Source organism: Lacticaseibacillus hulanensis, from assembly GCF_004010095.1.
In the GTDB taxonomy this organism is placed as follows: domain Bacteria; phylum Bacillota; class Bacilli; order Lactobacillales; family Lactobacillaceae; genus Lacticaseibacillus; species Lacticaseibacillus hulanensis.
The window spans coordinates 47,482-72,569 of sequence record NZ_RRYD01000004.1; the positions used below are offsets into that span (position 1 = coordinate 47,482).

Here is a 25,088-nt window from a genome sequence, read left to right on the forward strand (position 1 = left end):
CGCAGTCATGACAGAATTAGACCCCGCAGTTTCGCAGCTCCTCGACAAGGTCAATGAGGGCTTCGATGTACCAATGGACATCACCGTTACCGGCGAACCCAGCGCTGAATTGCGCAACGCGGACGGCGACACCCAGATTGATGAGCAGTTACACGGCCACATCACGGTGACCAATCCACTGGCCGTAGACTACACCGTAAGCCATGAGTTGTGGCACGTTTTGCTTCGTCTCATGAATTTCCCATCTACCGGCACCGCGGTGCACACGGAGAACAAGGATTACAACGACCAGATGCGCGCCATCGCGGGCGGACTGGAAGCTGGTGTAATCCACCGCATCATCGTCGGCTGGCAGGCCGAGGCAAACTTGCTGACGCCGACCGTGCTTAAGGCGGTCCGCGCCGGTATTGAAGCCGATACTCCGGTTGAAGTTGGCGAAGAGGACGACGGGATGGTCCTCACCCGCATTTTCAACCTGCTGGATGGGCTGCTCGTGCTGGGCGGACCCGACAGCGACATGATTTCCGCTTGGTACACGAAGTACCCGATGGCGCTGAAGTTTGCCACGGAATTGTACAATGTGCTGACTGAGGCGGACCTTAGCGAACCACGGACGTACCGGGTTGCCATCGTCAAGATGTTCAAGCAGTTCAATGAAACGATGAGCGTCATGGGCCTGAACCTTGATTTTGAGAACTTCATCGTGGTGCCACCTGTACTGTCGAAGCGTCAGTTGCGGCTTAGCCTCAGCCAGCTGTACCTGCTGTCTAACTCCGAGTACGTCAGCGACAAGCCGCACACCACGGCGTACACGGCCCTCGGGAAGAGCGACAATCAGGCCGCGTTTGTGTTGCAATTAGACAAGAACCAGACCAAACCCGAATATTTCCAGAAGCTGTACGACCGGCCACTTGGGGATGTGCTCGATGAATTCGGCATTGGTTACACGGTGCGCCAGTAATATTTGGCCCCGCGATATACAGTGATTCAGCGTTGGTCCTGGTATTTTCCGGCGGCCAGCGCCATACATATGATGAGGAGAACTAATTATGAGTGAATTAAAGATAGACGAACTAAATCCAGCCATCCAGGAAGTGCTGGCCAGTGTTAACAAGGCCTTGCCTAAGCCGGTCCGCGTCGGCATTGCCGATGCCAGTGACCCAATTCTGCGTCCCAGCGATGGTCGCTACGGGTACGACGATGACGATAACGCGTTCATTCAAATCGACAACGCGTACAACCTGGAATACACCTTCAGTCACGAACTGAGTCACCTGTTCGTGGACATGGGCGGGTTCCCAATGGTCCACAACGAACTGGATTTGTCAGCCGATGAAACGAGCAAGTTCGTTGCTGACGTCGCGGCCGGCATTGATGAAGCGGTGCACGAGGCAATCATCTCATCCTGGCAGCGTAAGCACGGGATTTTGACCGACGCGGTGCGCAGTGCAGTTATCGACGGGGTGGAAGCCGATGTGACTGCTGGTGACGACGGCAAGGAAGCGGAAGAACTCGTGCGCGAGGGTCTCACAATTCTCGACGGGCTCATCATTGCCGGCATCGACAACCCGAAGATTGCGGACTGGCAGGACAAGTACCCAACCGCCTTTGCTGTTGCCGGGCAGCTGCTGAACACGCTGCTGCAGAACGAACTGAACGATGCGCGGGGCATTCGCCGCACGATTCTGGCGATGTTCGCGTCCTTCAACGAGATGTTCGATCTGGAAGGTGCCAGTTTCGGCCAGCTGGTTGTTGTGCCACCAGTCGTTTCGGAACGCCAGTTGCGCCAGCCAGTTGGTGACATGTATCGTGTTGAACTGACACCATACAAGAGTGCGTTCGGTGCGGATGCGGTCATCGCCTTTGTGGGCATCAGCGACGAGCAGGTCGCGCTCATGTTGCACGAAGACCAGGAAATGGTCGAAGCCGGACTGATTGCCAAGTTGATTGAAATGCCACTGGGTGAAGTGATTAACCGCTACGAACTACCATTCACGCAGCGTTAATAAAAAATGGTGCGTGCAAGCGGTGGTTTTGCACGCACCATTTTGGCTTTGCTGGTCGTTTTGGGGCCAAAACCACGGTTACTTTGGAGGATGAAAATGTCTGAATCACGCCTTGTTGCCTTCACTGACGGCATCATTGCCATCATCATCACGGTGATGGTGCTCGAATTCCACACGCCAGAGCAGACCTCGTTCGCCGCGCTTTGGGCATTGCGCCATGAGTTTGCGGTTTACCTGTTTTCGTACCTGACGCTTGCAGTCTACTGGATCAACCACCACCACTTGTTTCAGGTGGTTGACCACGTCGACACGCCGGTTTTGTGGTCAAACATGCTGTACCTGTTAACACTGTCGTTCTTCCCGTTCGCCACCGCTTGGCTCGGTAGCACGCGGCTCACCGCACTAGTGCCAGCGATGTTCTACGGCTTCGTTAACCTGCTGGCGGATTTGGGCTACGCGGGTTTGGTCTGGACACTGATTTACGGCAACAAGAAAACGGGTGAGCCGGTGAAACTGTACACTGGGAATTTGCGCAAGACCCTCATCAGCTTGGCCGCAAACGTCGTGGCGATGGGCAGTGCATTCATCTGGCCGCCGCTCGTGCTCATTATCGACGGGGTTAACACCGCGGTGTGGGCGATTCCGGACCGGCGCATTGAACGTCACGTCACCCGGCGCAAGAAGTAGTTTGGAGGAAACGATGGTTAAAAAGTACACATTGGTCAGCATGCTCACGCCACTTGGGGTGGTCGCAATTAATCGCCGTAAGCCCCCATTTCGCGGTATGTGGAATCTGATTGGCGGCAAGGTGGAAAAGGGCGAAACACTGCTGGCGTGCGCTGCTCGGGAAACGCACGAAGAAACGGGCGTGTTGCTGCCGGAATACCGGTTCACCAGTCTGGGTGTGCTTGATTGGTACGTTGATGGCGAACTGGTTGGGCTTATTTACCTGTATTCGGCCAAGGTTGGTGATGAATTGGGACTGCCGCGGGTGACGCGGGAGGGGCTACTTGCATCCGTTGATCCGAGCTGGTTGAGTGCGCCGGATAATCAGGGTGCAGTGCCGGACGCACGCGCGGTACTGCCCGCGATGCTTTCTGGTCGCAGCAATTTGCACCTGGTGGCGCGCTACACCGGTGATGAACTGACCCAGTTTGAGGAACTGTAGATGATTACAATTGGCCTCACCGGGTTCACCGATCATCCGGAATTACTGAGCAAACGTGAGGGGTTAGCTGAATATGCCCAGACTTTTCCGGTAGTCGAAATTGATAGTTCGGCGTACGGGGTACCACTGTCAACCACGGTCACCAGGTGGCTAAGCCAGGTACCGCGGGGATTTAGGTTCATCGTCAAGGCGACCCAAACGATGACGCGGCACCACCCCGCAAGTCGATCTGAGCTCATTGACGAGTTTGCTCGCTTTGATTCGGCGTTCACGCCAATGCTCATTTCTGGCCAACTGCAAACCATTTTGTTTCAGTTTCCACCAATGTTTGCGGCCACACCAGCGAACGTCCGCTACTTGGCGCAAATCCGCACGTGGCTGCCCGAGGTGCCGCTTGCGGTTGAATTTCGGCACACCAGCTGGTTCACAGAGGCAATGAGGGCCAGCACCTTGGAAGTGCTCAGGGACAATGAGCTAGCAAACATGGTGGTGGATGAGCCGCAAACGCCGACCAATTCCGTGCCATTCCTGCCGGTACGTACTGCCGGCGACACACTGTACGTCCGGCTCCATGGCCGCAACCAGGCGGGGTGGCTGCGCGGCGAGCGGGCGCAGCGGACCAATTACGATTACAGCGATGAAGAACTTGGTCAGCTGGCAGCAGCGGTTGCGGGTAAGTCGGACAACACCGTATTCATCTTCAACAACAACGCTGGCCATGCGGCGGCCCGCAACGCGCTGCGGCTTCGCGACATGCTGAATCTCGAGTTCGACAATCTAGCACCACAGCAACTCGACCTATTTTAATCATTTCGACTATCGCTGTTCGGCAGCGTGAGTCAAAGTTCTAGATAATGTAGTGGTATAGGGGCCGCGCCTGGGCGGGGCCGGTGCGCGTTCCGTGCGGCTGGGATTTTCCGTGCGGCCGGTTGAAGCCCCAAAAGCGGGGTCTTCAACCTAAAAATTCAGCCCCGGATCTGCTTCTTGGGGTTACGAGCCTAATATGTGTTGTTAAGATCCACTGGGAAAGCTTTGTCCTCCTGGCGGGTCTTAATTTTTGCCGGCTATGGTGTGGAGAAGCCCAATGCAAAAACCGCATTGGTCTTCTCTCACCATAGCTTTCACAGGAAAATCCCAGCCGCACTACACGCACACCGACCCCGCCCAGTCGCTACAGAGTGGTTAAAAGAAAATCTTACCGCGGCTTTTACAGAGCAGAAAGCATAATACCCTCGAGTGGCTAGTCCACCACTATTCAGCACCCGAAATGACTGAGCTATTTACTACTATCCAGCGGAGCGTTGTGGGGTTTGGCCGGAGGGTCCGGGCTGGGTCTCGGGTGTGCCGCCCAGCTGTGGCAACAAGAATAGAGGTTGTGACGACCGCGGTTTTTGCGGTTGGCACAGCCTCTATTCTTGTGGGAAAAATTTAGATTTGTGTGAGGAGCTGTCAGGTCTGAGTTACAAGATGAAACGGGCGTCAACATGCAAAGTATCGTTCACACCTAATACTAGCTGCGACGATGCAAAGCTAAATTTTTAGTCTGGAGACGGCGCTTTTCCGGCTCCAGACGACCGCCACAGCGACCCGGCGAAGCACACCCGAGGCCCAGCCCGGACCCGGAGGTCAAACCCCGCAGCGCGGAGCCTCCCCCTACTGGTATACCTTCATCAAGCGTCTTGAATTTATCCGTTGTGCCGCCAAGCAGGATCGGTCAGGATACGTGCCGTTGCCAGTCCGAGCGGAAGTGCGACCACCATGAGGGCGGCTTTGATTAGCCAAGAACCGCCAACGTTGAAGTTGTTGAGCCCCAGATTGAACACGGCGCGGTACATGTACAGACCGGGAACCATGATGACGATGCTCGGAACAGTGAGCGAAATCCGCGGGAAGGCGAGCTTTTTGCTGAACCATGACGCGCCCAGACCGGCAACCAGTGCGCCCACGAACGCTGCCGCCGCAGCTGGGGTACTGAAGTCGGCTAGTTCCAAGCGGACCGTGTTGGCCACGGCACCGACCATCCCGGCCGCTGCCGCCATTTTGTATGGACTATTGAACATTAGCGAAAAGCCGAACACACCGACAAAACTTGCGATGAGCCGCAATACTAGGTTGAGCCACCGGTTTAATCCTAGTGGCACGAAGTCTTGTGGGGAAAAATGGACGACCATTGCGACAATCCAACCAGTTAAGGTAGCAATCACAATCACTGTGATGGCAAAGGTTGCCCGTTCGAGCCCGGATCGCATGTCAGACTTGACGATGTCCAGCCCACTTGTGATGAACGGGAATCCGGGGATAACGAACAGCATTGCCCCGATGTAGCCGGCCTCGTGCACCGGCGCAACGCTGCCCAGCATGACCATGATGTGGAATAGCAGTGAGTAACCCAGACAGGAGAGGGCGACACTCACGGCGGTTGCGGCCATCATGGTGGTGTGGTGCGCGCCCATGATGCGGCGGGAGTATTGACCAATGCCGGCGCCGAAGAATGCGCAAATCATCTCGATGGGACCGCCGCCGAGCAGGAAAACGAAGGCGCCACACGCGAATGCGGATGCCAGCCCCGAAATCACTGGGGTGTAATTGCCCGGCTTGTGCTCAATTTTGTCGAGCTCGTTGTGAATTTCGTGCGGCGTCATCGTCAAGCAATTATCCTGAAAATTCCGGACGAAGCGAACGATTTCGGTGAGCTTGTCGGTGTTCACGCCGCTGCTGGGCAGGGCCAGAGTCTGGGTGTAGTGGTGGCCGTGCTGGAAGCAAGAGTATTCGATGGTGGTCAGCCCAACGTCGGCCGCGCAGGTCATGTTCAGGGGCCGGGCGATTTGGTTCATCGCCTCGCGCACCCGCCACGCCCCGGTGCCACAGCTGAGCATGATGAGCCCAACGCGCCCAACCAAGGTGGCACGCTCGCTCAGACTGGTTTCAGTGATGGGCTTGTCAGCGTTTTGAACAAAATTGTGCCAGTGGATAGTCATGTGGTGCTTGGCCGATGGGGTCAAGTGAATGTGGTTTTTGCGTAACTCTTCTTCGTCCATCTTTTCTCCTCGGGTAATCAGGGCAGATGACTGAAAATAGTCACCTTGCCGTGCTTTAATGTCCGCTTTGATTAGTGTTTTCTACCTAAATAAGTTACGCCTTGTTCGCATGATTTTCAATCTTTGCCCGGGATGAGAATAACGATTGCTCCGGGATTCACGCTTAAACTGTGAAACAAATTTTCACCATTTGTGATTAAGCCATGATAGTTTGCGGAAAACATTTGACAATGTGTCGGACCGACGTATAATGATACATGTCGTTACGACACGTCGGCATTGGCAGACGTGCAGTTTAGGCAGAGGGATGGGTGAATCACGTGTACGATTTATTAATTCTTGGTGCGCTGATGGTGCATGATCGCACGGGGTACAAGTTGCGCTTAATTCTGGAGGGAAATCTGGAACCGCGGCGCAAATTTTCGAATGGGGTGCTTTACCCACTGCTCCACAAGCTGCAAGCGGCCGGCTACATCGAGCTAAGCCAAATTGTGGTTAACGGTCGGGAACAAAAGCTCGCGCACATCACGCCAGCGGGCCGTCAATACTTTGACCAGTTAATGCACACGCCCATTGCAATGGACGCCAAGCGCGAATCCACATTTATGTTCAAGTTTCGCGCACTCGGCCGGGAAAACGTTGGCTTTCAGCGCGAAACCATTAACGCCTACATTGAGGCGGTTAATGCCGACTGCGTGGTGTACAAGTGGGTGCTCGTCCATTTGCACGAAGTGGGCGGGCGGCCTGAACGTAAACCCGACGCCGGGTGGACGGTGCGGACGCTGCAGCTGCAGCTGGCCATCGCGCAAGCTAAGCTCGATTGGGCGCAAACGCAGCTAGACGCGCTGGCCGGCAAGGCGGACACGGATAGCTGGACCGCGATGCCGGAGTGATTGGCGCCGGATTTATTTAGCCGCCTTTATCTATTAATTGCAATTTATACGCCCGGCCGCTGATTGGCGGTGCGGGCAAATAGGAGAAATTATCATGGAAAAGAGTTACCGCAAGTGGATTGCCCTGGCAGCCATGTCGCTCGGGACGTTCATGGGTCTACTTGATGTCACCGTTGTGAACGTGGCATTGCCAACCATGGCGGACCACTTTAATGAAACGTTCACCAACCTGCAGTGGGTGCTGAATATTTACACCCTTGTGCTCGCGGTGAGCCTGCTCATTGTCTCCAAGATGGGGGACATGTTTGGCCGCAAAAAGATTTTCGTTGCCTCCATCGTCTTATTCGTCGTTGCCTCGGCGATTAACGGGATGGCACCGAATCTGCTAATCCTGAACATTGGGCGTGCAGTGCAAGCCATCGGGGGCGCCGGGATGAACTCGCTCGCCATGGCGCTTGTTGCGTCCAACTTCAGCGGCAAGCAGCGCGGCGTGGCCCTCGGCATCTTGGGTTCCGTCATCGGGATGTCGACCGCGTCCGGCCCACTGATTGGTGGTTACCTTGTTGGGCAATTCGGCTGGGCGTCTATTTTCTACGTCAACGTTCCCGTTGGTATCATCACGGTGCTGCTGGCGGTGATCTTTGTTAAGGAAACACCCAGCTACGGCGCCAACACCCGCATTGATTTTGCGGGAATGCTGCTGTCAGCGGCGACTTTGTTCAGTCTGATTTACGGCCTGATCGAAAAGGAAGGGCACACGACCTGGGCCTGGACCGACGTGCGCGTTGCGGGCTGGTTGGGTGCCGCAGTTGTACTGTTTGCTATCTTCATTGTGGTTGAACGGACCGTGAAGGACCCAATGATTGATTTGCAGATGTTCAAGAGCGTGCACTTCATCGGGACAATCATCGTCGCGCTGGCGCTGGGGGTGGCGGTATACTCCTTCAACGCCTTTCTCACGGTGCTGATGCAAAACTACATTGGTTACTCAGCACTGCAAACCGGTGTGCGGCAATTGACCATCAGCATTTGGTCCCTGATTTTGGGCCCGGTCACCGGTATTTTGGGTGCGCGCTTCAGTAAGCGCAAGATGATTGGCTTCAGTCTGTTCTTGGGCGGAATTGGTTTTCTGCTCATGATGAACGCGATGACGTTGCACCTGAGCTTTAGCAACATGTGGCCGGCCATGATCCTGATGGGGATTACCAACGGGATGGTGAATCCGCTACTCAACACTGCCGGGATGGAAGGCGTTGCGCCACAGGAAATGGGGATGGCATCCGGCCTCATCAACGTGTTCCGTCAAATCGGGACGACGGTCGGGATTGTTGGCCTCGGCCTGATTCAAGACCACCGCTACGACGCGTACCTGAACGCGCATTTGGGCAAGATTGCGGCGATGCCAGCAGAAGCAGCCAGTGCGCTGAAGAAGGTACTCATTGATGCCGGACCGTTTGCCGGCCATGGGGTTGCCTTTTCCAGTCGGATTGGCAAGATGCCATTTGCCCACGACTTCCAGAACGTGGTGCTTGGGGCGTACGGCGATTCGATGAAGGGGATTACGCTTACCGCCGCTATGGTCCTCTTTGTCGCCGGAGCAAGTGCGCTGCTGTTCATGCGCGACCACCGCGGCAGTCGTGATGAATAAAAATGACCCGCGTAAAATTGCTTAGCGCGGAGTTAAAATTCGGTCTGAATAAAAGGCACTAAAATAGATTCTAGGGGCAACTGTGAAAACGAGGTTTGTTTTCGCAGTTGCCCCTTTTGCTGTGTTATACTTGTTGTTATCTATGGGATATAATCCCCCGACTTAGAATTCTGGAGGCATCATTCATGGCTGCAAAACCAACATATTACATCACCACGCCAATCTATTACCCATCAGGCAAACTGACAATCGGGAACGCGTACACGACCATCGTGGCCGACGTGCTTGCACGTTACAAGCGCCAGTCTGGTTACGACGTATTTTTCCTCACCGGGACTGACGAACACGGGCTCAAGATTGAGCAAAAGGCTGAAAAGCTGGGCATGCAGCCACAGGAATATGTTGACGGCATGGTTAAGGACATCAAGAAGCTGTGGAAGACGCTTGATATCACCAACGATAAGTTCATCCGGACCACGGACCCAGATCACGTTAAGGCCGTGCAGAAGATTGTGACCAAGCTGATTGACCAGGGCGATGTTTACCTCGGCAAGTACACCGGCTGGTACTCTGTTGAAGATGAAGAGTACTTCACCGAAACCCAGCTGGCCGAAGTGTACCGCGATGCAGACGGTAAGGTCATCGGCGGGAAGGCCCCATCTGGCCATGAAGTGCAGCTGGTTGAAGAAGAAAGTTACTTCTTCAAGATGAGCAAGTACGCTGACCGTCTCCTCAAGTACTACGATGAGCACCCAGATTTCATTCAGCCAGAATCACGCAAGAACGAAATGATCAACAACTTCATCAAGCCGGGCCTGGAAGATCTCGCAATGAGCCGGACCAGTTTCACTTGGGGTGTGCCCGTTCCTGGGAACGAAAAGCACGTGGTCTACGTGTGGGTTGATGCACTGCTGAACTATATCACCGCTTTGGGTTACACGAGCGATGACGAGAGCCTGTTCAAGAAGTACTGGCCAGCCGACGTGCAGTTCGTCGGTAAGGAAATCGTGCGGTTCCACACCATTTACTGGCCAATCATCCTGATGGCGCTTGGTCTGCCTCTGCCGAAGAAGGTTTACGGACACGGCTGGCTCCTGATGAAGGACGGTAAAATGAGTAAATCTAAGGGTAACGCGGTTTACCCTGAGACGCTGATTAACCGTTACGGCCTTGACGCACTGCGGTATTACATGATTCGGGCAATTCCATTTGGCCGCGACGGGATTTTCACCCCCGAGGACTTCGTGGAACGGATTAACTATGACCTCGCCAATGACCTCGGCAATTTGCTGAACCGGACCGTGGCCATGATTAACAAGTACGATGATGGCCACATTCCAGCGCTTGGTAATGGCCACACTGATTTTGACGCCAGCCTTGAAGAAGCGGCCGACACTGCGGTTAAGTCCTACCGCGACTACATGGACAAGTTGCAGTTCTCCGATGCGCTTGATGCAACGTGGCGGCTTGTGTCCCGCGCCAACAAGTACATTGACGAAACTGAACCTTGGACACTCGCGAAGGACCCGGCAAAAAAGCCGGCGCTTGATTCCGTAATGGCCCACCTGGCCGAGAGTCTACGCGTCATTGCTTTGCTCGCACGGCCAGTACTCGTGTCCTCCTCCAAGCAGATTTTTGAACAGCTGGGTCTAGACATTGAGAATGAGGCACAGATCACCCCTGAATTTGGTAACCTGCAAGCAGGTGCGACCGTGGTGGCTAAGGGGACGCCAATCTTCCCGCGTCTTGACCGCGATGAAGAAGTGGCCTACATCAAGGACGAAATGGCGAAGAGTAAGGACAAAAAGCACGAGAACAAGCGCGCCAAGAGTCCGGTGAACGCCAAGCCATCCAAGGTGATTGTTGACCCAGCAACTCGGAAAGACCAGATTGAATTCGATGATTTCGACAAGGTTGAGGTCCGCGTTGCGGAGATTTTGGCCGTCGAGAAGGTGAAGGGCTCAAGCAAGCTGCTCCAATTCACGCTGGATGCAGGTGATGAGGGCGAGCGCACCATTTTGAGCGGGATGGCGAAATTCCACCCCGACTACGAAAACCTGGTCGGCAAGAAGGTCATGGCGGTGGTCAACCTTAAGCCACGGAAGATGATGGGCATTGAAAGTAACGGGATGCTCCTGTCAACTGAGGATAGCAAGGGCAAGATTAGCCTGACATTTGTAGATGAAAGCCTCGAAAATGGGGCACTCTTAGGTTAATTAATAGGGGGCAGTAACTGGCAGTTTGACCAGGTGCTGCCCCCTATTAAGCTGAATGGGCAGTGCCCCGTTTTGCCGCAGTGAGCGCCACGAAAGGATACAAGCAATGAAGATTTTTGATTCGCACACGCACCTGAATGATGAGCCATACGCGGGCAAGGAGGCAGATTACGTGCGTCATGCCGCCGACTTGGGCGTGCTGAAGATGGCAATTGTTGGCTCGGATTACAACCTGAACGCGGGGGCAATGCGCCTGGCCCACGACTTTGCTAATCTGTATGCGATTGTGGGCTGGCACCCGGAATCGGCCAAGGACTACACGCCGGAAGCGGAGAAGCTTCTGCTGGAGCAGCTGGCGGATCAAAAGACGGTGGCACTTGGTGAAATCGGGCTGGATTACCACTGGGACACCTCACCCCGTGACGTGCAGCGCAAGGTGTTCGCGCGGCAACTGGAGATTGCCGCCGACTTGCACATCCCGGTGTCCATTCACTCACGCGATGCCTTTGAAGATACCTACAAGATTTTGCAGGCCAGCAAAATTCGTGATTTTGGTGGCATCATGCACAGCTTCACCGGGGATGCGAAGTGGGCGCGCAAGTTCCTGGATCTTGGCATGTACGTGTCCTACTCGGGTATTGTCAGCTTCAAAAATGCACCCGAGGAACACGAATCGGTGGCTGTGATTCCGTCTGACCGCCTGCTGGTGGAAACGGACGCGCCGTACCTGACGCCAGAGCCATACCGCGGTCGGCCAAACGAGCCCGGATACACGCACTATGTGGTGGATGCAGTGGCCAAATTCCGTGGGGAGACGCCGGAGCACGTTGCGGCTTTGACCTGGGCGAATGCGCATCGCATCTTCGGGCTTAGCGAGGAAGATTAATGACGGCATTCAAACAAATCATCGTGGTTGAAGGCCGGGATGACACCAAGCGTTTACGCTTAGCCCTCGGGGACGTGGACACCATCGAAACTGGTGGAAGTGCCATTAACGCGGCGACCTTGCGCAAGATTGCGCTGGCACAAAAGCGGCGGGGCGTGATTGTACTGACGGACCCCGATTTCCAGGGGCAACGCATCCGCAACATCATCCGTCAGGCGGTGCCGGAAGCGCAGCACGCGTTTTTGCCGCGTAAGCTAGCGGTGCCGGATCGTAGCGGCGGGTCCCTTGGGGTTGAACACGCGGACGCGGAAGCTTTGCGTGCCGCTTTGGCACAGGTGGCCACGCCGGAAAAGGACGCCCCGGTGCTGATAACCCAAAGTGACTTAATGGTCGCCGGGTTAGTCGGCGGCGCTGCGGCAAAGAAGCGGCGAGAACTGCTCGGCGATGTGCTGGGGATTGGGTATGCGAACGGCAAACAGTTGCTGCGCCGACTGCAGGAATTTCGCGTGGCACCAGCTGATTTTGCGGCGGCACTCCGGATGATTGATGCTGAGGCCGGCAATAAACCGGATGGCAACGAATGACAAACACAAAGGATAATATCAATGACTAACAATTTACCTCCAATTGCTTCGCCTGCCCGCACACGGGCCATCATGGAAGAGTTTGGCTTCCACACGAAGAAACACCTAGGCCAGAACTTCTTGACCAACACGGACGTCCTGAAGCGGATTGTCGCGGCCGGTGACGTTACTGATGCGGATGATGTCATCGAAATTGGCCCCGGGATTGGTTCGCTCACCGAATTCCTGGCCGCAAGCGCGCACCAGGTCTTGGCGCTTGAAATCGATGCGGCACTGCTGCCCGTGCTGGCCCAAACGATGGCGCCTTACCCCAACGTTGCGGTGGAGAACCAGGACGTTTTGAAGGCTGATCTGCCTGCGTTGATTGCCAAGCATTTTGACGGCAAACACGCAATCAAGGTGGTCGCCAACCTGCCGTACTACATCACCACGCCCATTTTGATGCACCTGCTTGGCACCGACGTGAACATCGCCGGCATTACCGTTATGATGCAAAAGGAAGTGGCGAGCCGCCTCACCGCAGAGCCCAGCAGCAAGGATTACGGTAGTCTGTCCATCGCCGTCCAAAACGTGGCGGAGGTTGAGGTTGCGTTCACGGTTAACCGCAATTCCTTCGTGCCGGCGCCAAACGTCGATTCCTCAATTGTTGTCCTCCACATGCGCGACGTACCCCTAGCGCAGATTGATGACCAGGCCGGGTTTGACAAGCTGGTTAAGGGCGCGTTTGCGGCGCGCCGGAAGACCATCTGGAACAACCTGGTGCACCTTTACGGCAAGACCGGTGACGCCAAGGACAAGATCAAAGCGGCACTGGAAGAAACCGAGGTCGACCCCCAAGCACGGGCGGAACAATTAAGCATTAAAAAGTTCGCAGAATTACAGCAAAATTTGCATAAAAATGGTTTAGCATAATCACCAAAAGTACGTCTGAATGCGTTTTCTTTCGCAATCAGACGCGTTTATGTATTGTCGAGCTTGGGTCATCGTGGTATAATTGCAATTTTTGCCCGAAAGTGATAAAATGTTGATATAAAGGGGTGAAGTGGATGCCAACTACATTAGCAAGTATCAAGCATAAACTCGATGACAAAATCGGGGAGAAGATTATGGTCGTAGCACAAGCTGGCCGTAAGAAAGTCACCCGGCGTCGGGGCGTTTTGCGCGAAACGTTCCCAGCCATTTTCGTTGTTGACCTAGATCAGGAAGAGAACGCATTTGAACGGGTTTCCTACAGTTACGCGGATTTACTCACCAAGTCCATTGAAGTGGAGTTTGATGATGATGCAGCTCAAGTTTCGTAATTGAAGCACGTTACCTTTACCGGTGACGTGTTTTTTGTATGCTCTTGAGGCAGTTGTTCCAAGATTAGACGTAGGGTGGTTATGACCATGAAGAAACGGACTAAGGTTTTCGCCGGCATTATAATTGCGGCCTTGATAATGGTTGCTGGCGGCATCGGCTTTCTCAAACATGCTGAATATAAGCCCAGCGAAACGGCGCAGCAGGCGGCAAAGACCGCCACCGAAACGAATTATGGGTTGTTGTTTAAGGCAAGCAACCAGACGGGCCCGACCGTCATTTTTTACCCGGGGGCTTTGGTTGAACCGGCAAGTTACAGCGTTTGGGCCAAGAAGCTTGCCCAAGCGGGGTATCCCGTCGCGATTGTCCGCATGCCGCTTGACTTAGCTGTGCTCGGCAGCAACAAAGCCGGCATCGTTCCGGTTGGTAAACGCGGGTACGTCATCGGTGGTCATTCGCTGGGCGGCGTGATGGCCAGCCGGTACGCAGCTGACCACATTAGTAACAAGCTTCGTGGTGTGTACTTTCTGGCCAGTTACCCGGATGCTAAGGGCAGTTTGGCGAAGACGCAGCTGCCCGTGCTCAACCTGACCGGCAGTCGAGACGGTGTACTCAACTGGCAGTCGTGGCGCAAGGCGCGGCAGTATCTGTCAGCGGACAGGAAGTATCGGCAGCTGAAAGGTGGCAACCACGCCGGTTTTGGTAGCTACGGGACACAGAAGGGTGATAATGAAGCAACGGTGACTAACGGACTTCAGCAAGACTGGATTGCAAGACAGTTGGCCAGCTGGTTGGCCGGGCTGAAGTAATACCGTTTAGCTTAGGTGCGCGGCGGTACGTCGACGCGGTTGATGGTAATTTGCCCCAATCTTGCAGGCTGTGGTGGCGACCGCTAGTGTTTTGGCGATAAAGCCGTTTTTATTTTGTGCACCACCACTGTTTTGCGTATACTAGGAATAAATAGAACGACTGGTGGTTGCTTATGGAAATAAATCAGAAAGCACCGGCCAAAATTAATCTGAGTCTTGATTCGCTATTTCGGCATAGTGACGGTGAACATGAGTGGGAAATGGTGATGACCAGCGTTGACCTGGCAGATTACGTGCGGATCCGGCCGGCCGCACACATCAGTGTCTCAACCGACAGCGGCTTCTTGCCTGAAGACCCGCGCAACTTGGCGTACCAAGCGGCACGGATATTGCAAAAAGAGGCAGGAATTACGGACGGGGCACACATCCACATCGAAAAACATATTCCGGTAGCTGCTGGTCTTGGTGGCGGCTCATCTGATGCAGCCGCAGTTTTGCGCGGACTCAACGAGTTGTGGAATTTGGGTTACAGTAAAAAACATTTAGCCGAAATTGGGCTACGCGTCGACTCAGACGTGCCATTTTGCGTGTATTCGGAGACGGCGCTCGTTCGCGGTCGGGGTGAGGTGGTCGAACCACTAGGTGAATTGCCAAGCTTTTGGGTCATTCTGGCCAAGCCCAAGGTGTCGGTCTCAACGCCAACAATCCTGCGCGCGGTAGATGACACGAACAAGGGGGCGGCCCCAGACACGGAGCGCGTCCTCAGCGGCATTGCACACACTGATTTCGAGGAGATGGTGGCAGGCATGGCCAACGTGCTTGAAGCCGTCACGGCCGCACGATACCCCGAAATCACAGCGCTCAAGCAACGGCTGACAAAATACGGCGCTCAGGTTGCACAAATGAGCGGGAGCGGACCGACCGTTTTCGGTCTCTGCGCCAAGAAGAGCCGCGCCGTTCACGTGTACAACAGCATGAAGGGTTTTTGCAAGGAAGTGTACCTGGTGCACACCCTGTAGTATGCCTAGCAGATAGATTCGAAGCACCGGTAGCGGCCGTCATTGCGGTAGCGCCGGTTTTTTTGTCCACAAATCAAGCTTATTTTCTGTCAGCGGAAAAATTCGGTGGAACTGGGTATACTGGAGGGGTAATCGTCTTTGGTGCGCCCGCTTCGTGCCGGCGCCTTGAGTAGGAAGAAGAATTGCTATGCATAATCATCAAAACAAGGGGCGTGCCTTTTCGCTGGGGATGCTCATTAATTCACTGTACACAATCATCGAAATGGTCTTTGGCCTGGCAATTGGTTCAATGGCCCTGGTGGCTGACGCACTGCACAATTTGTCCGACGTGCTCAGCTTATTTGTGTCGTGGGTTGCCGAAAAGCTCACGCACCGGCACCCAACCGCAATGCGTACTTACGGGATGAAGGGTGGTTCCATTCTGGCGGCGCTCATTAACGCGATGCTGCTGCTCGTGGCGATGGGGGCAATCATTATTGAAGCCATTGGGCGGTTGCGGCATCCTGAAGCCGTGCCGGCAAACACGGTCATGCTCGTCGCCGGAATTGGGATTCTGATTAATGGTGGCACGGCCCTGCTCTTCATGTCTGGCCGTCACGGTGACCTCAACGTGCGGGGTGCGTTCCTGCACATGGCCGCCGATGCCGGGGTTTCTGTGGGCGTGGTGCTTGCAGGACTCCTCATGAAGCTCACGGGGTGGCACTGGCTTGACCCGCTCATGTCACTGATGGTTGCCTTCGTTGTTTTGTGGGCAACGTGGGGCCTGCTGCGGGATGCGGTCAACATTTCGCTTGCGGCCGTTCCGCGGGATTTGGATCCAGAACATGTGCGCAGCGTCATCGCCAGTTACCCAACGGTGCGGTCATACCACGATTTGCACATTTGGAGCATTAGCACCACCGACACGGCTCTGACCGTGCACCTGGAACGCACCACGCGTGAGGGTAACGATGAATTTCTCGACGGACTAGCTGCGGCCCTGCGCAAGACCTGTGCTATTGACCACGTCACGATCCAGATTGAGTGTGGCCAGGTGTCAGCCGATAACAATTACTAAGCACTTCTTCGTGTTTTTCGGATAATGCGCGGCGGAATCCGCCCATTTCATTAGATTTTGGGGAAATTTAGCGCCTAATTACGAATTAAATCCAAAAAATTCGCAAAAATAGTGTCAAAAACACGTATGCTTATGTATAATCAGTTAATATAATACGTAAATAAAGCGGTGAGGCGAACTCCATTTGGGAGTTCGCTTTTCGCCTACGTGAAGGAGAGTAAAAAATGAAAGTTCGTCGTAGTGACCGTCTCATCGACATGACCCGGTATCTGTTGGAACGGCCCCACACATTGGTGCCGCTGACCTTCTTTTCCCAGCGTTACGAATCGGCCAAGTCCTCCATCAGTGAAGATTTAGCCATTGTGCGCCGGACGTTTGCCCAGCGGCAGACGGGGATTCTGGAAACCGTTCCGGGTGCAGCTGGTGGCGTGCGCTACATTCCAATCATTGGGGCGACCGAGGCTGATAGCTTCATCAACGAAATGGCGGAGCGCTTGTCCGATTCAGAACGGCTGCTACCAGGGGGTTACGTTTACCTCACCGACCTGCTCGGGACGCCCGAAGTTTTGCGCCAAATCGGCCGGCTTATTGCAACCCAGTACCTGGATTCCAGTGTTGATGCGGTCATGACCGTGGCCACCAAGGGAATTCCAATCGCTCAGAGCGTTGCGCAGTACCTGAACGTGCCGTTCGTAATTGTGCGGCGTGACTCCAAGATTACTGAAGGCTCCACCGTTTCCGTTAACTATGTCTCCGGATCATCCGATCGTGTGGAAAAAATGGAATTGAGCAAGCGGAGTCTGAAGAGCGGGGCCGGTGTCCTGATTGTCGACGACTTCATGAAGGGCGGCGGTACCGTCAACGGGATGAAGAGCCTGATTGAGGAATTCGACGCCAAGCTCGTTGGGGTTTCGGTGTTTGCTGAAGGCTCATTTGGCGGCGAACGCATGGTTAACGACTACACATCATTGCTGCGCATCGATACGCTTGATGCTAAGGGCAATAACATTACCGCTGCACCCGGTAACTATCTTGAACGCAACGCTGAATTGCTGGCGGGCATGGCGAAGTAATGAACGCGTACCTGATTCCGATTAGGACCGCAGTAATTACCTTTCCCATCCTGGCCCTAATCATTGCCCTACCGTTTTTGATTGTGCAGTATCGGCGGTATGGCAGTTTCACGTTTAGTCGTGCGTTTGTACTTTATTCGTTCATTTTCTACATGCTGACGGCGTACTTCATGGTAATTTTGCCGTTACCCGCGCGTGACGCCGTGGCGAAGCTGACCACGGCCAGAATGCAGCTGTTGCCATTTACGGCCATCAGTGATTTTTTTGGCAAGAGCGGGTTCGTTGTCACGGCGCCGGGCACTTGGGTGCGGGCGCTCAAGAGCTCGTATTTTTTGCAGCCGGCATTTAACACGTTGCTCACAGTTCCGTTCGGGTTCTACTTGCGCTATTACTTCCGCCGTTCATGGAAGCAAACGCTGGGACTAGCCTTTTGCCTGAGTCTTTTTTACGAACTAACGCAGCTCAGCGGCCTGTACTTCATCTATCCGCGCCCGTATCGCCTGTTTGATGTGGATGATCTCATCGTGAATTCGCTCGGTGGCATGATTGGCTTCTGGCTTACACCGCTATTGCGGTTGGCCTTCCCCAACCGCGAAAAGATGGACGAGGTCAGTTACGCGAAGGGGGAAAAGGTCGGCTGGATTCGCCGGCTAGTTGCCCTGTTCGTTGACGCAAGTGTTTTGTTGCCCGCGGTTAGATTCCTGTTCCACACCGGGTTTGCGCTAGCCCACGCACAGTCACTTGCTGATAACAACGCGCTCACGTACACACTGGCCGTGCTGGTTGTCTTCATTGGAATACCGCACGCGATGCACGGACGCACGGTCGGCAAAGCAATTGTACGGATTAAAATCGTACCGGTTGACCCAGAAGAACGTAATTGGCGTCGGCGTTTGTCGATTCGGGAGGCGCTGCTCTATCTTGTTGCCCTACCAATTTGGCAAAGCTTTGGTAAGGAAGCGCAACTTCTACTTACCCACATTGAGGCGCGGACGCAACTAAACTTCATTGCACTTGGGATTTTGACCGTTGGCGTCCTGTTTTTCACCGCCGACATCATTTGGACGTTAATTTGCCGCGATGGTCGGCTGTTCTACGATGACTGGGCCAAAACCAAGCAGATTAGCACCGTCAAGCGCACGACTGTGACTAGCCAAAACAGTAAACAAGAATAGATTCGCTGTCACTGTCCGGCAGCGTCAGAGGTTTTGCGCAGTGGGGGCTACGCGTTGTGGGGTTTGGCCTCTGGGTCCGGGCTGGGCCTCGGGTGTACTTCGCCGTGGTCGCTGTGGCGGTCGTCTGGAGCCGGAAAACCGCCGTCTCCAGACTAAAAATTTAGCTTTGCATCGTCGCAGTCTGGATCTAACTCGTACGACGCTTGGCATGTAATTGAAGTCTCTATCTCGTGCGCAAATCCTGAATGCTCCTCACACAAATCTAAATTTTTCCCTCAGTAAAGCCTGAGATGCCTGGCAAAACCCGCCAGTCATCCCAGGCTTTACTGTTGCCACAGCTGGGCGGCACACCCGAGGCCCAGCCCGGACCCTCCGGCCAAACCCCACAACGCTCCGCTGGATAGACAGTGACATCCAGTTGCCTCATATCGGTAGACGGCATAACGTCATGAAACATGACGGATCCCGGTACAACAGTTGTTTCTGTTTTATATGGTGTCGTCGTATGATTTATATTTTAACCACGATGTAGCGATTGGGTGGGGACGGTGCGCGTGTAGTGCGGCTGGAATTTTCCTGTGAAAGCTATGGTGAGAGAAGACCGATGCGGGCTTTGCATCGGGCTTCTCCACACCATAGCCGGCAAAAATTAAGACCCGTCAGGAGGACTAAAGCTTTCCCAGCGAATCTTAACAACACGTATTAGTCTCGTAACCCCAAGAAGCAGATGCGGGGCTAAATTTTTAGGTTGAAGACCCGGTTTTGGGGGCTTCAACCGGCCGCACGGAAAATCCCAGCCGCACGGAACGCGCACCGGCCCCGCCCAGGCGCGGCACCTATACCGCGCAGTACCCACCAACTCCAAAACCACTTAGGACTTTTCTTTGACTATTAACCGTTGCCGGCGCCTTAACTAAAGCTTATAATTTTCACATGGAAGAAGTAGCAGAAAAGAGGGTGTACTATGCCGGTTGATAACGACGATTTACATTATATTGCCCAAACGCGCAGTCGCGTTGCCGGGAAGAGTTACCGTGACCGTGTGCAGATCATGAAGTCGGCCGCAGCAAGTGCGCCCAACCGAGGGGTCAAACGCCGGATTGACCGCATGATTCACCTTGAACAGTCGCGACATGCGCGCAAGGTGCTCGCGTGGTTTGTCTTGTTCTTCGTGCTGGCTGGCGGTTCCATTTTTGTAATGGCCAAATTTGGCAATCACAGTGGCAGTAAGTCCAGCTCCAGTAGCACCACCCGCGTGGTTATGAACAACAGCAGCAGTAAGCACAAGAAGAAGCACAAACAGGCTAAGAAGAGTTCATCCAGCAAGTCGAGTTCAGTTAGTTCGACCAGTTCCAGCTCCTCGTCTAAGTCATCATCGAGATCTTCATCTGTTTTATCTTCCTCTAGCAGTCGAGTAACATCGTCATCCTCATCTAGGGCGGTAAGCTCTTCATCCGTGCGGCGCAGTTCTTCATCTTCCCGCAGTAGTAGTAGGCGGCGGGTCACTGCGGCTAGCTCGTCCAGCAGGTCAAACACCTATACCATCAAAAGCGGTGATAATTTGTACCGGATTGCGGCGGATAACAACATGCCCCTCAAGAAACTAGAATCACTGAATGGTTTGGATGACAATGCGGACTTGCAGCCGGGACAAAAACTTCGCATTCGCTAGTTTGAATGATTAATTTAATCTCAAAAATGACCTATACCAATTCAGAGAAGGCCGCACGTCAAAATCAGACGTGCGGCCTTTTTATCTGATTTTTCGCCGCTTTTGTAGGGTGTTCCACTTACTGAATTCAGTTGCACGTGTGACTGCGCTGGGCTATGATTGTTAGGTAGATTACGGACGAATTAAGTCCACAATGAATAGGAGCCGAATCGATGGCAGAAAAGAAGTACACGATTATCCTTGCAGCTGGTAAGGGTACGCGCATGAAGAGCAAGTTGTACAAGGTCTTGCACGAGGTTGCCGGCAAACCAATGGTTGACCACGTGCTCACCCAGGTGGAACAGGTGCACCCAGACACCGTTGTCACGGTTGTTGGCCACGGCGCTGAGGCGGTTGAGGCAGAACTCGGCGACCGCACCCAGTTTGCAGTCCAGGAAGAGCAATTGGGGACTGGCCACGCAGTTTTACAGGCCGAACCAATTCTCGGGGACAAAGAGGGGATGACACTGATTGCTAACGGTGACACCCCGCTGCTCACCGCGAAGACTTTTGAAAAGCTGTTTGCCTACCACCGCGATAAGGGGGCCAAGGCCACAATCTTGACCGCCAAGGCACCAGATCCAACCGGCTACGGCCGCATTGTTCGTGGCGATCTCGGGACCGTGCAGAAGATTGTTGAACAAAAGGATGCAACCCCCGAAGAGGCTAAGATTGACGAAATCAACACGGGTGTCTTTTGCTTCGACAACCAGGCATTGTTCTCGGCTTTGCACGAAATCACAAATGACAACGCGCAGGGTGAGTACTACCTGACCGATGTCATCGAAATCCTGAAGCGTCGCGGCGACGTCATTGCTGCATACAAGATGGCCAACTTTGACGAAAGCCAAGGTGTTAACGACCGTGTTGCGCTTGCCAGTGCCACTAAGGTGATGCGCAAGCGGATCAATGAGGAACACATGCGTAACGGTGTGACCATCATTGACCCCGAGAACACGTACATTGACGTTGACGTGAAGATTGGTAACGACACCATCATTGAACCGGGTGTCTACCTCAAGGGGAACACGGTCATTGGCAGCGACTGCGTGATTGGCAGCAACACCGTCATCGACAATTCAACCATTGAGGATGGTGTGCACACGCTCAGCTCCACGATTGAAGACAGCATCATGCACAAGGGCAGCAACATCGGCCCGAACAGCCACCTGCGGCCAAAGAGTGATATTGGCGAGGATGTCCACATTGGTAACTTCTGTGAAGTGAAGAACGCCAAGCTGGGTGCCCGGACCAAGGTTGGTCACCTGTCTTATGTTGGGGACGCCACACTCGGTTCTGACATTAACATTGGTTGTGGGGTTGTGTTCGTTAACTACGATGGCGTGCACAAGTTCCACACGAACGTTGGCGACAAGGCCTTCATCGGCAGCAACGCGAACATTGTTGCGCCAGTGGACATTGCTGACCACAGTTTCGTTGCGGCTGGTTCCACCATTACAAAGGACGTACCATTCCACGCAATGGGTATTGCGCGTGAACGGCAGACGAACAAGGACGACTTCTGGGGCAGACTGCCACTGTCTGACTCCAAGGAGTGGAATTAATTAATCGAGCGGACACCGTAGCGAAAGCGCTGTGGTGCCCGCTTTCTTGCAGTTGTGCTTAGAACCGGCAAGCCATTTTGCTAAAAAGCAGGAATGAGTTCCACACCTAAACTTTCGTGATATTTTTATTTGCCAAAATCTGCGGGTGTTTTCAACGAAAAGAATAACGTTGGGTACAATAATGAAAATGCCCGTATATGGGCGTGGAGATTAAAATGTGAGTGGCATAATCGCATTTTTTGGCAAATTAGATATTGACGAGATAACGAACGTAGAAAACCTTTTCATGAAAAGTGTTCACGGTTTACGCTTGCATTTTTCATAACTTCCGTTAGACTTTAATACGGAAGTAAAATACAAGATAATTAATGGAGGCCACCATGTCTGCGCATTACGCTGACCCGAAACTCAAGATTTTTGCCCTAAACTCCAACAAGCCACTGGCTGAAAAAATTGCCGCTGAAGTTGGTGTTGAACTGGGTAAGTCGTCTGTACGTCGCTTCTCCGATGGCGAAATTCAAATCAACATCGAAGAGAGTATTCGGGGGGATGATATCTATTTGATTCAGTCCACCTCAGCTCCTGTAAACGACAACCTGATGGAATTGCTGATTATGATTGACGCGCTTAGGCGTGCATCAGCACACACCATCAACGTTGTGATTCCATACTACGGTTACGCTCGGCAGGACCGCAAAGCTCGCAGCCGCGAACCAATTACTGCCAAGCTGGTTGCCAACATGCTTGAACGTGCTGGTGCCGACCGTGCGCTCGTTCTCGACCTGCACGCTGCCCAGATTCAGGGATTCTTCGACATTCCTGTCGATCACTTGATGGGTGCGCCACTGCTCGCCGACTATTTCCTGAGCAACAACTTTGTCGGTGACGACACCGTTGTCGTTTCACCAGACCATGGTGGGGTTACGCGTGCCCGGAAGCTCGCGGAATTCCTCAAGTCCCCAATCGCTATTATCGATAAGCGTCGGCCACGGCCAAACGTTGCCGAAGTGATGAACATTGTTGGGTCCGTTGAAGGCAAGCACGCCATCATCATTGATGACATGATTGACACTGCCGGGACCATCACGCTCGCCGCAGCAGCACTAAAAAATGCTGGGGCCAAGTCCGTCATGGTTGCCGCAACGCACGCCGTGTTCTCCGGTCCTGCAATTGAACGCCTGACCAACTCTGTCATCGAACAGGTTGTTGTCACCGACTCAATTCAGCAGCCTGAAGCCAACAAGATGGACAAGCTCGTCACCGTTTCCGTTGGTCCACTGATTGGCCGTGCAATTAAGCACATTCACGAAAACCGGCCAGTATCACCATTATTCGAAAATCGTTTCCGTAAAGACGCAGAATAATTTCTGCACAAAAAGACCCCAGGCAAATGTCTGGGGTCTTTTTGTGACTATTTTTCCTTGAGCAAATCGCGAATCTCGGTCAGTAATTCTTCTTGAGTTGGGCCTGCTGGGGCAGCCTCTTCAGGTTTTGGTTTGCGGACCAGCTTGTTGATGAACTTGACGAGCAGGAAAACGACAAAGGCGGTAATGAGGAAATTAATGATGTCGTTCAGAAAGGCTCCGTAAGTGAATTTGGCGTTCATGATGGTGAAACTCAAACTGGCGAGGCTGCTAGTTTTGGTGAACATCCCAATGAGCGGGCCAATCAGGTTCTTGGTCAGCGAGCCGACCAGGGCGGTAAACGCGCCCCCAATGATGACCCCAACGGCTAAATCGAGCATATTACCACGGGCGATGAAATCCCGGAATTCTTTCAGCATGATGGTACCTCCGTTTTAGATTAGTCTTCGTGATTTATCTAACTTAATTATAACGTTTAGCCCGAGTGTGTGTCAGCATTAATGGGTGAGCAGACCGACAATAATCGCAATGATGGGGAAGAAGCATAACAACGCGACGGTGATTAGGTGGCGCTTTTTATTAATCATCAGTATGGCAGCATATTCGCGAATCGTGGCGTTCGGTAAATAATAGAACGCGGTTTTGGCGCCGAGTCCATTGGCCTTGATGCCGGCCGCTCTAGCGAACAAACCGGCACGCAGAAGGTGGTAGTTATTTGTACAGAACTGGGCGCGATACGGTTTGTCGCCAGTGACCTTGTGAATGATTTGGGCGGAGAACATCATGTTTTCGAAGGTGGTGCGGCTTTTGTCTTCCAGCAAGGTGTCGCTGGCGGGAATGCCGTGGTCAATAGCGTAGTTACGCATGGCTTCCGCCTCACTGATTTTTTCATCGGGACCCTGGCCGCCGGAAAAGATGATGGTGGGCAGCTTGCGGCCACGCGCTTTTTGGCGGTTGTAATACTTAATGGCCACGTCGATGCGCGCACCGAGCAGCCGCCCGACCCGTTCACCGCCGAGTAGTCCAGCGCCAAGCACAATCAGGTAATCCTGATTATGCAGCGGTCGGTGCAGGTTGTAGGCAACAAGTGCGGTGAGGAAATTCAAAAGGGTCAGCCCGACATAGGCAACGAGCAGAACAATCATGCCGCTAATGGCTTCATACATGTAGTCGGGCAGAAAACGCTGGCCGAATACGCCAAAAATGTCGATGGCGATGATGAGCAGCGCCAGGAGCAGGGTGAGCATGTTGCCGACGGTGTGACGTTCGCGTCGCCAAACGACAATGGCATTCCAGATCAGCCAGACTAAGTGCAGCGCAAAGAACAGGACGATGACCCCAACCACGACGATGAACGCGACAACGGCGGGGGCAATCAGCCACTGAATCTGGCTGGCAATCACTAAGCCGCCGATTGCGAGGATGTCCACGGTAATGGCAATGTTGATCAGCAGACCGTTGAGCAATTGCCGCGGTTCAACGGCAAAACTGATTCCGGCAACGAGCGTAACAATAACGGCGACGGCGGAGATAAATATAACGAAATTATCCAAAACGCAAAAGTGTCCTTTCGATTT

Annotated in this window: 23 protein-coding genes; 20 read left to right on the forward strand and 3 right to left on the reverse strand. The window is 53.7% G+C overall.

Annotated features, from left to right (window positions below):
- Nucleotides 1-7: 7 nt before the first annotated feature.
- The 5 genes from EKN00_RS01780 to EKN00_RS01800 all read left to right on the forward strand — a co-directional run bounded on the left by EKN00_RS01780 (nt 8) and on the right by EKN00_RS01800 (nt 3,981).
- Nucleotides 8-961 (forward strand): hypothetical protein, encoded by a 954-nt coding sequence (locus tag EKN00_RS01780; RefSeq protein ID WP_127848428.1) that lies wholly within the window; start codon nt 8-10, stop codon nt 959-961.
- A gap of 88 nt (nt 962-1,049) precedes the next feature.
- Nucleotides 1,050-2,006 carry a hypothetical protein gene (locus EKN00_RS01785; protein WP_127848429.1) on the forward strand — a complete coding sequence of 319 codons (957 nt, stop codon included), beginning with the start codon at nt 1,050-1,052 and terminating at the stop codon, nt 2,004-2,006.
- A 96-nt stretch (nt 2,007-2,102) separates the two neighbouring features.
- On the forward strand, nt 2,103-2,693 hold the full coding sequence (locus EKN00_RS01790) for a TMEM175 family protein (protein ID WP_164847990.1): 591 nt from the start codon (nt 2,103-2,105) through the stop codon (nt 2,691-2,693).
- A gap of 13 nt (nt 2,694-2,706) precedes the next feature.
- Nucleotides 2,707-3,174: an NUDIX domain-containing protein gene (locus EKN00_RS01795; protein ID WP_127848431.1), complete on the forward strand. Its 468-nt coding sequence runs from the start codon at nt 2,707-2,709 to the stop codon at nt 3,172-3,174.
- Nucleotides 3,175-3,981: a DUF72 domain-containing protein gene (locus EKN00_RS01800; protein WP_127848432.1), complete on the forward strand. Its 807-nt coding sequence runs from the start codon at nt 3,175-3,177 to the stop codon at nt 3,979-3,981.
- A gap of 878 nt (nt 3,982-4,859) precedes the next feature.
- Here EKN00_RS01800 and EKN00_RS01805 read toward each other — a convergent pair.
- Entirely contained in the window at nt 4,860-6,212 is a 1,353-nt protein-coding gene (locus tag EKN00_RS01805) for a threonine/serine exporter family protein (RefSeq protein WP_127848433.1), read from the reverse strand.
- 320 nt (nt 6,213-6,532) lie between these two features.
- On the opposite strand from EKN00_RS01805, the gene EKN00_RS01810 reads away from it, so the two are divergent.
- The 15 genes from EKN00_RS01810 to EKN00_RS01880 all read left to right on the forward strand — a co-directional run bounded on the left by EKN00_RS01810 (nt 6,533) and on the right by EKN00_RS01880 (nt 23,511).
- On the forward strand, nt 6,533-7,105 hold the full coding sequence (locus tag EKN00_RS01810) for a PadR family transcriptional regulator (protein ID WP_127848434.1): 573 nt from the start codon (nt 6,533-6,535) through the stop codon (nt 7,103-7,105).
- Nucleotides 7,106-7,199: 94 nt separating this feature from the next.
- Nucleotides 7,200-8,753: an MFS transporter gene (locus EKN00_RS01815; protein WP_127848435.1), complete on the forward strand. Its 1,554-nt coding sequence runs from the start codon at nt 7,200-7,202 to the stop codon at nt 8,751-8,753.
- A 185-nt stretch (nt 8,754-8,938) separates the two neighbouring features.
- On the forward strand, nt 8,939-10,969 hold the full coding sequence (gene metG / locus EKN00_RS01820) for a methionine--tRNA ligase (protein ID WP_127848436.1): 2,031 nt from the start codon (nt 8,939-8,941) through the stop codon (nt 10,967-10,969).
- 106 nt (nt 10,970-11,075) lie between these two features.
- The gene (locus tag EKN00_RS01825; protein WP_127848437.1) at nt 11,076-11,855 is read left to right on the forward strand and encodes a TatD family hydrolase; all 780 of its coding nucleotides are present in this window, start codon (nt 11,076-11,078) and stop codon (nt 11,853-11,855) included.
- A complete protein-coding gene (gene rnmV, locus EKN00_RS01830; RefSeq protein ID WP_127848438.1) occupies nt 11,855-12,439 on the forward strand; it encodes a ribonuclease M5 in 585 nt (194 codons plus the stop codon). The genes EKN00_RS01825 and rnmV overlap by 1 nt, the downstream gene beginning before the upstream one ends.
- Nucleotides 12,440-12,460: 21 nt before the next feature.
- Nucleotides 12,461-13,351: a 16S rRNA (adenine(1518)-N(6)/adenine(1519)-N(6))-dimethyltransferase RsmA gene (gene rsmA, locus EKN00_RS01835; RefSeq protein WP_127848439.1), complete on the forward strand. Its 891-nt coding sequence runs from the start codon at nt 12,461-12,463 to the stop codon at nt 13,349-13,351.
- A gap of 134 nt (nt 13,352-13,485) precedes the next feature.
- Nucleotides 13,486-13,740 carry a Veg family protein gene (locus EKN00_RS01840; RefSeq protein WP_127848440.1) on the forward strand — a complete coding sequence of 85 codons (255 nt, stop codon included), beginning with the start codon at nt 13,486-13,488 and terminating at the stop codon, nt 13,738-13,740.
- Between the two features lie 87 nt (nt 13,741-13,827).
- Nucleotides 13,828-14,547: an alpha/beta hydrolase gene (locus EKN00_RS01845; protein WP_127848441.1), complete on the forward strand. Its 720-nt coding sequence runs from the start codon at nt 13,828-13,830 to the stop codon at nt 14,545-14,547.
- 173 nt (nt 14,548-14,720) lie between these two features.
- A complete protein-coding gene (gene ispE / locus EKN00_RS01850) occupies nt 14,721-15,566 on the forward strand; it encodes a 4-(cytidine 5'-diphospho)-2-C-methyl-D-erythritol kinase (RefSeq protein ID WP_127848442.1) in 846 nt (281 codons plus the stop codon).
- Nucleotides 15,567-15,753: 187 nt separating this feature from the next.
- Nucleotides 15,754-16,623, forward strand: coding sequence for a cation diffusion facilitator family transporter (locus tag EKN00_RS01855; protein ID WP_127848443.1), 870 nt, complete (start codon nt 15,754-15,756; stop codon nt 16,621-16,623).
- 224 nt (nt 16,624-16,847) lie between these two features.
- The gene (gene purR / locus EKN00_RS01860) at nt 16,848-17,696 is read left to right on the forward strand and encodes a pur operon repressor (RefSeq protein ID WP_127848444.1); all 849 of its coding nucleotides are present in this window, start codon (nt 16,848-16,850) and stop codon (nt 17,694-17,696) included.
- Nucleotides 17,696-18,871: a VanZ family protein gene (locus EKN00_RS01865; protein WP_127848445.1), complete on the forward strand. Its 1,176-nt coding sequence runs from the start codon at nt 17,696-17,698 to the stop codon at nt 18,869-18,871. The genes purR and EKN00_RS01865 overlap by 1 nt, the downstream gene beginning before the upstream one ends.
- 964 nt (nt 18,872-19,835) lie before the next feature.
- The gene (locus tag EKN00_RS01870; RefSeq protein WP_127848446.1) at nt 19,836-20,543 is read left to right on the forward strand and encodes a LysM peptidoglycan-binding domain-containing protein; all 708 of its coding nucleotides are present in this window, start codon (nt 19,836-19,838) and stop codon (nt 20,541-20,543) included.
- Nucleotides 20,544-20,755: 212 nt separating this feature from the next.
- On the forward strand, nt 20,756-22,147 hold the full coding sequence (gene glmU / locus EKN00_RS01875) for a bifunctional UDP-N-acetylglucosamine diphosphorylase/glucosamine-1-phosphate N-acetyltransferase GlmU (RefSeq protein WP_127848447.1): 1,392 nt from the start codon (nt 20,756-20,758) through the stop codon (nt 22,145-22,147).
- A gap of 380 nt (nt 22,148-22,527) precedes the next feature.
- Nucleotides 22,528-23,511 (forward strand): ribose-phosphate diphosphokinase, encoded by a 984-nt coding sequence (locus EKN00_RS01880; RefSeq protein WP_127848448.1) that lies wholly within the window; start codon nt 22,528-22,530, stop codon nt 23,509-23,511.
- Nucleotides 23,512-23,558: 47 nt separating this feature from the next.
- Here the strand turns inward: EKN00_RS01880 and mscL are convergent, their stop codons facing one another.
- Both mscL and EKN00_RS01890 read right to left on the reverse strand, forming a co-directional pair.
- A complete protein-coding gene (gene mscL, locus EKN00_RS01885; protein ID WP_127848449.1) occupies nt 23,559-23,930 on the reverse strand; it encodes a large-conductance mechanosensitive channel protein MscL in 372 nt (123 codons plus the stop codon).
- A gap of 78 nt (nt 23,931-24,008) precedes the next feature.
- A complete protein-coding gene (locus EKN00_RS01890) occupies nt 24,009-25,064 on the reverse strand; it encodes a YdcF family protein (RefSeq protein ID WP_127848450.1) in 1,056 nt (351 codons plus the stop codon).
- Nucleotides 25,065-25,088 lie beyond the last annotated feature (24 nt).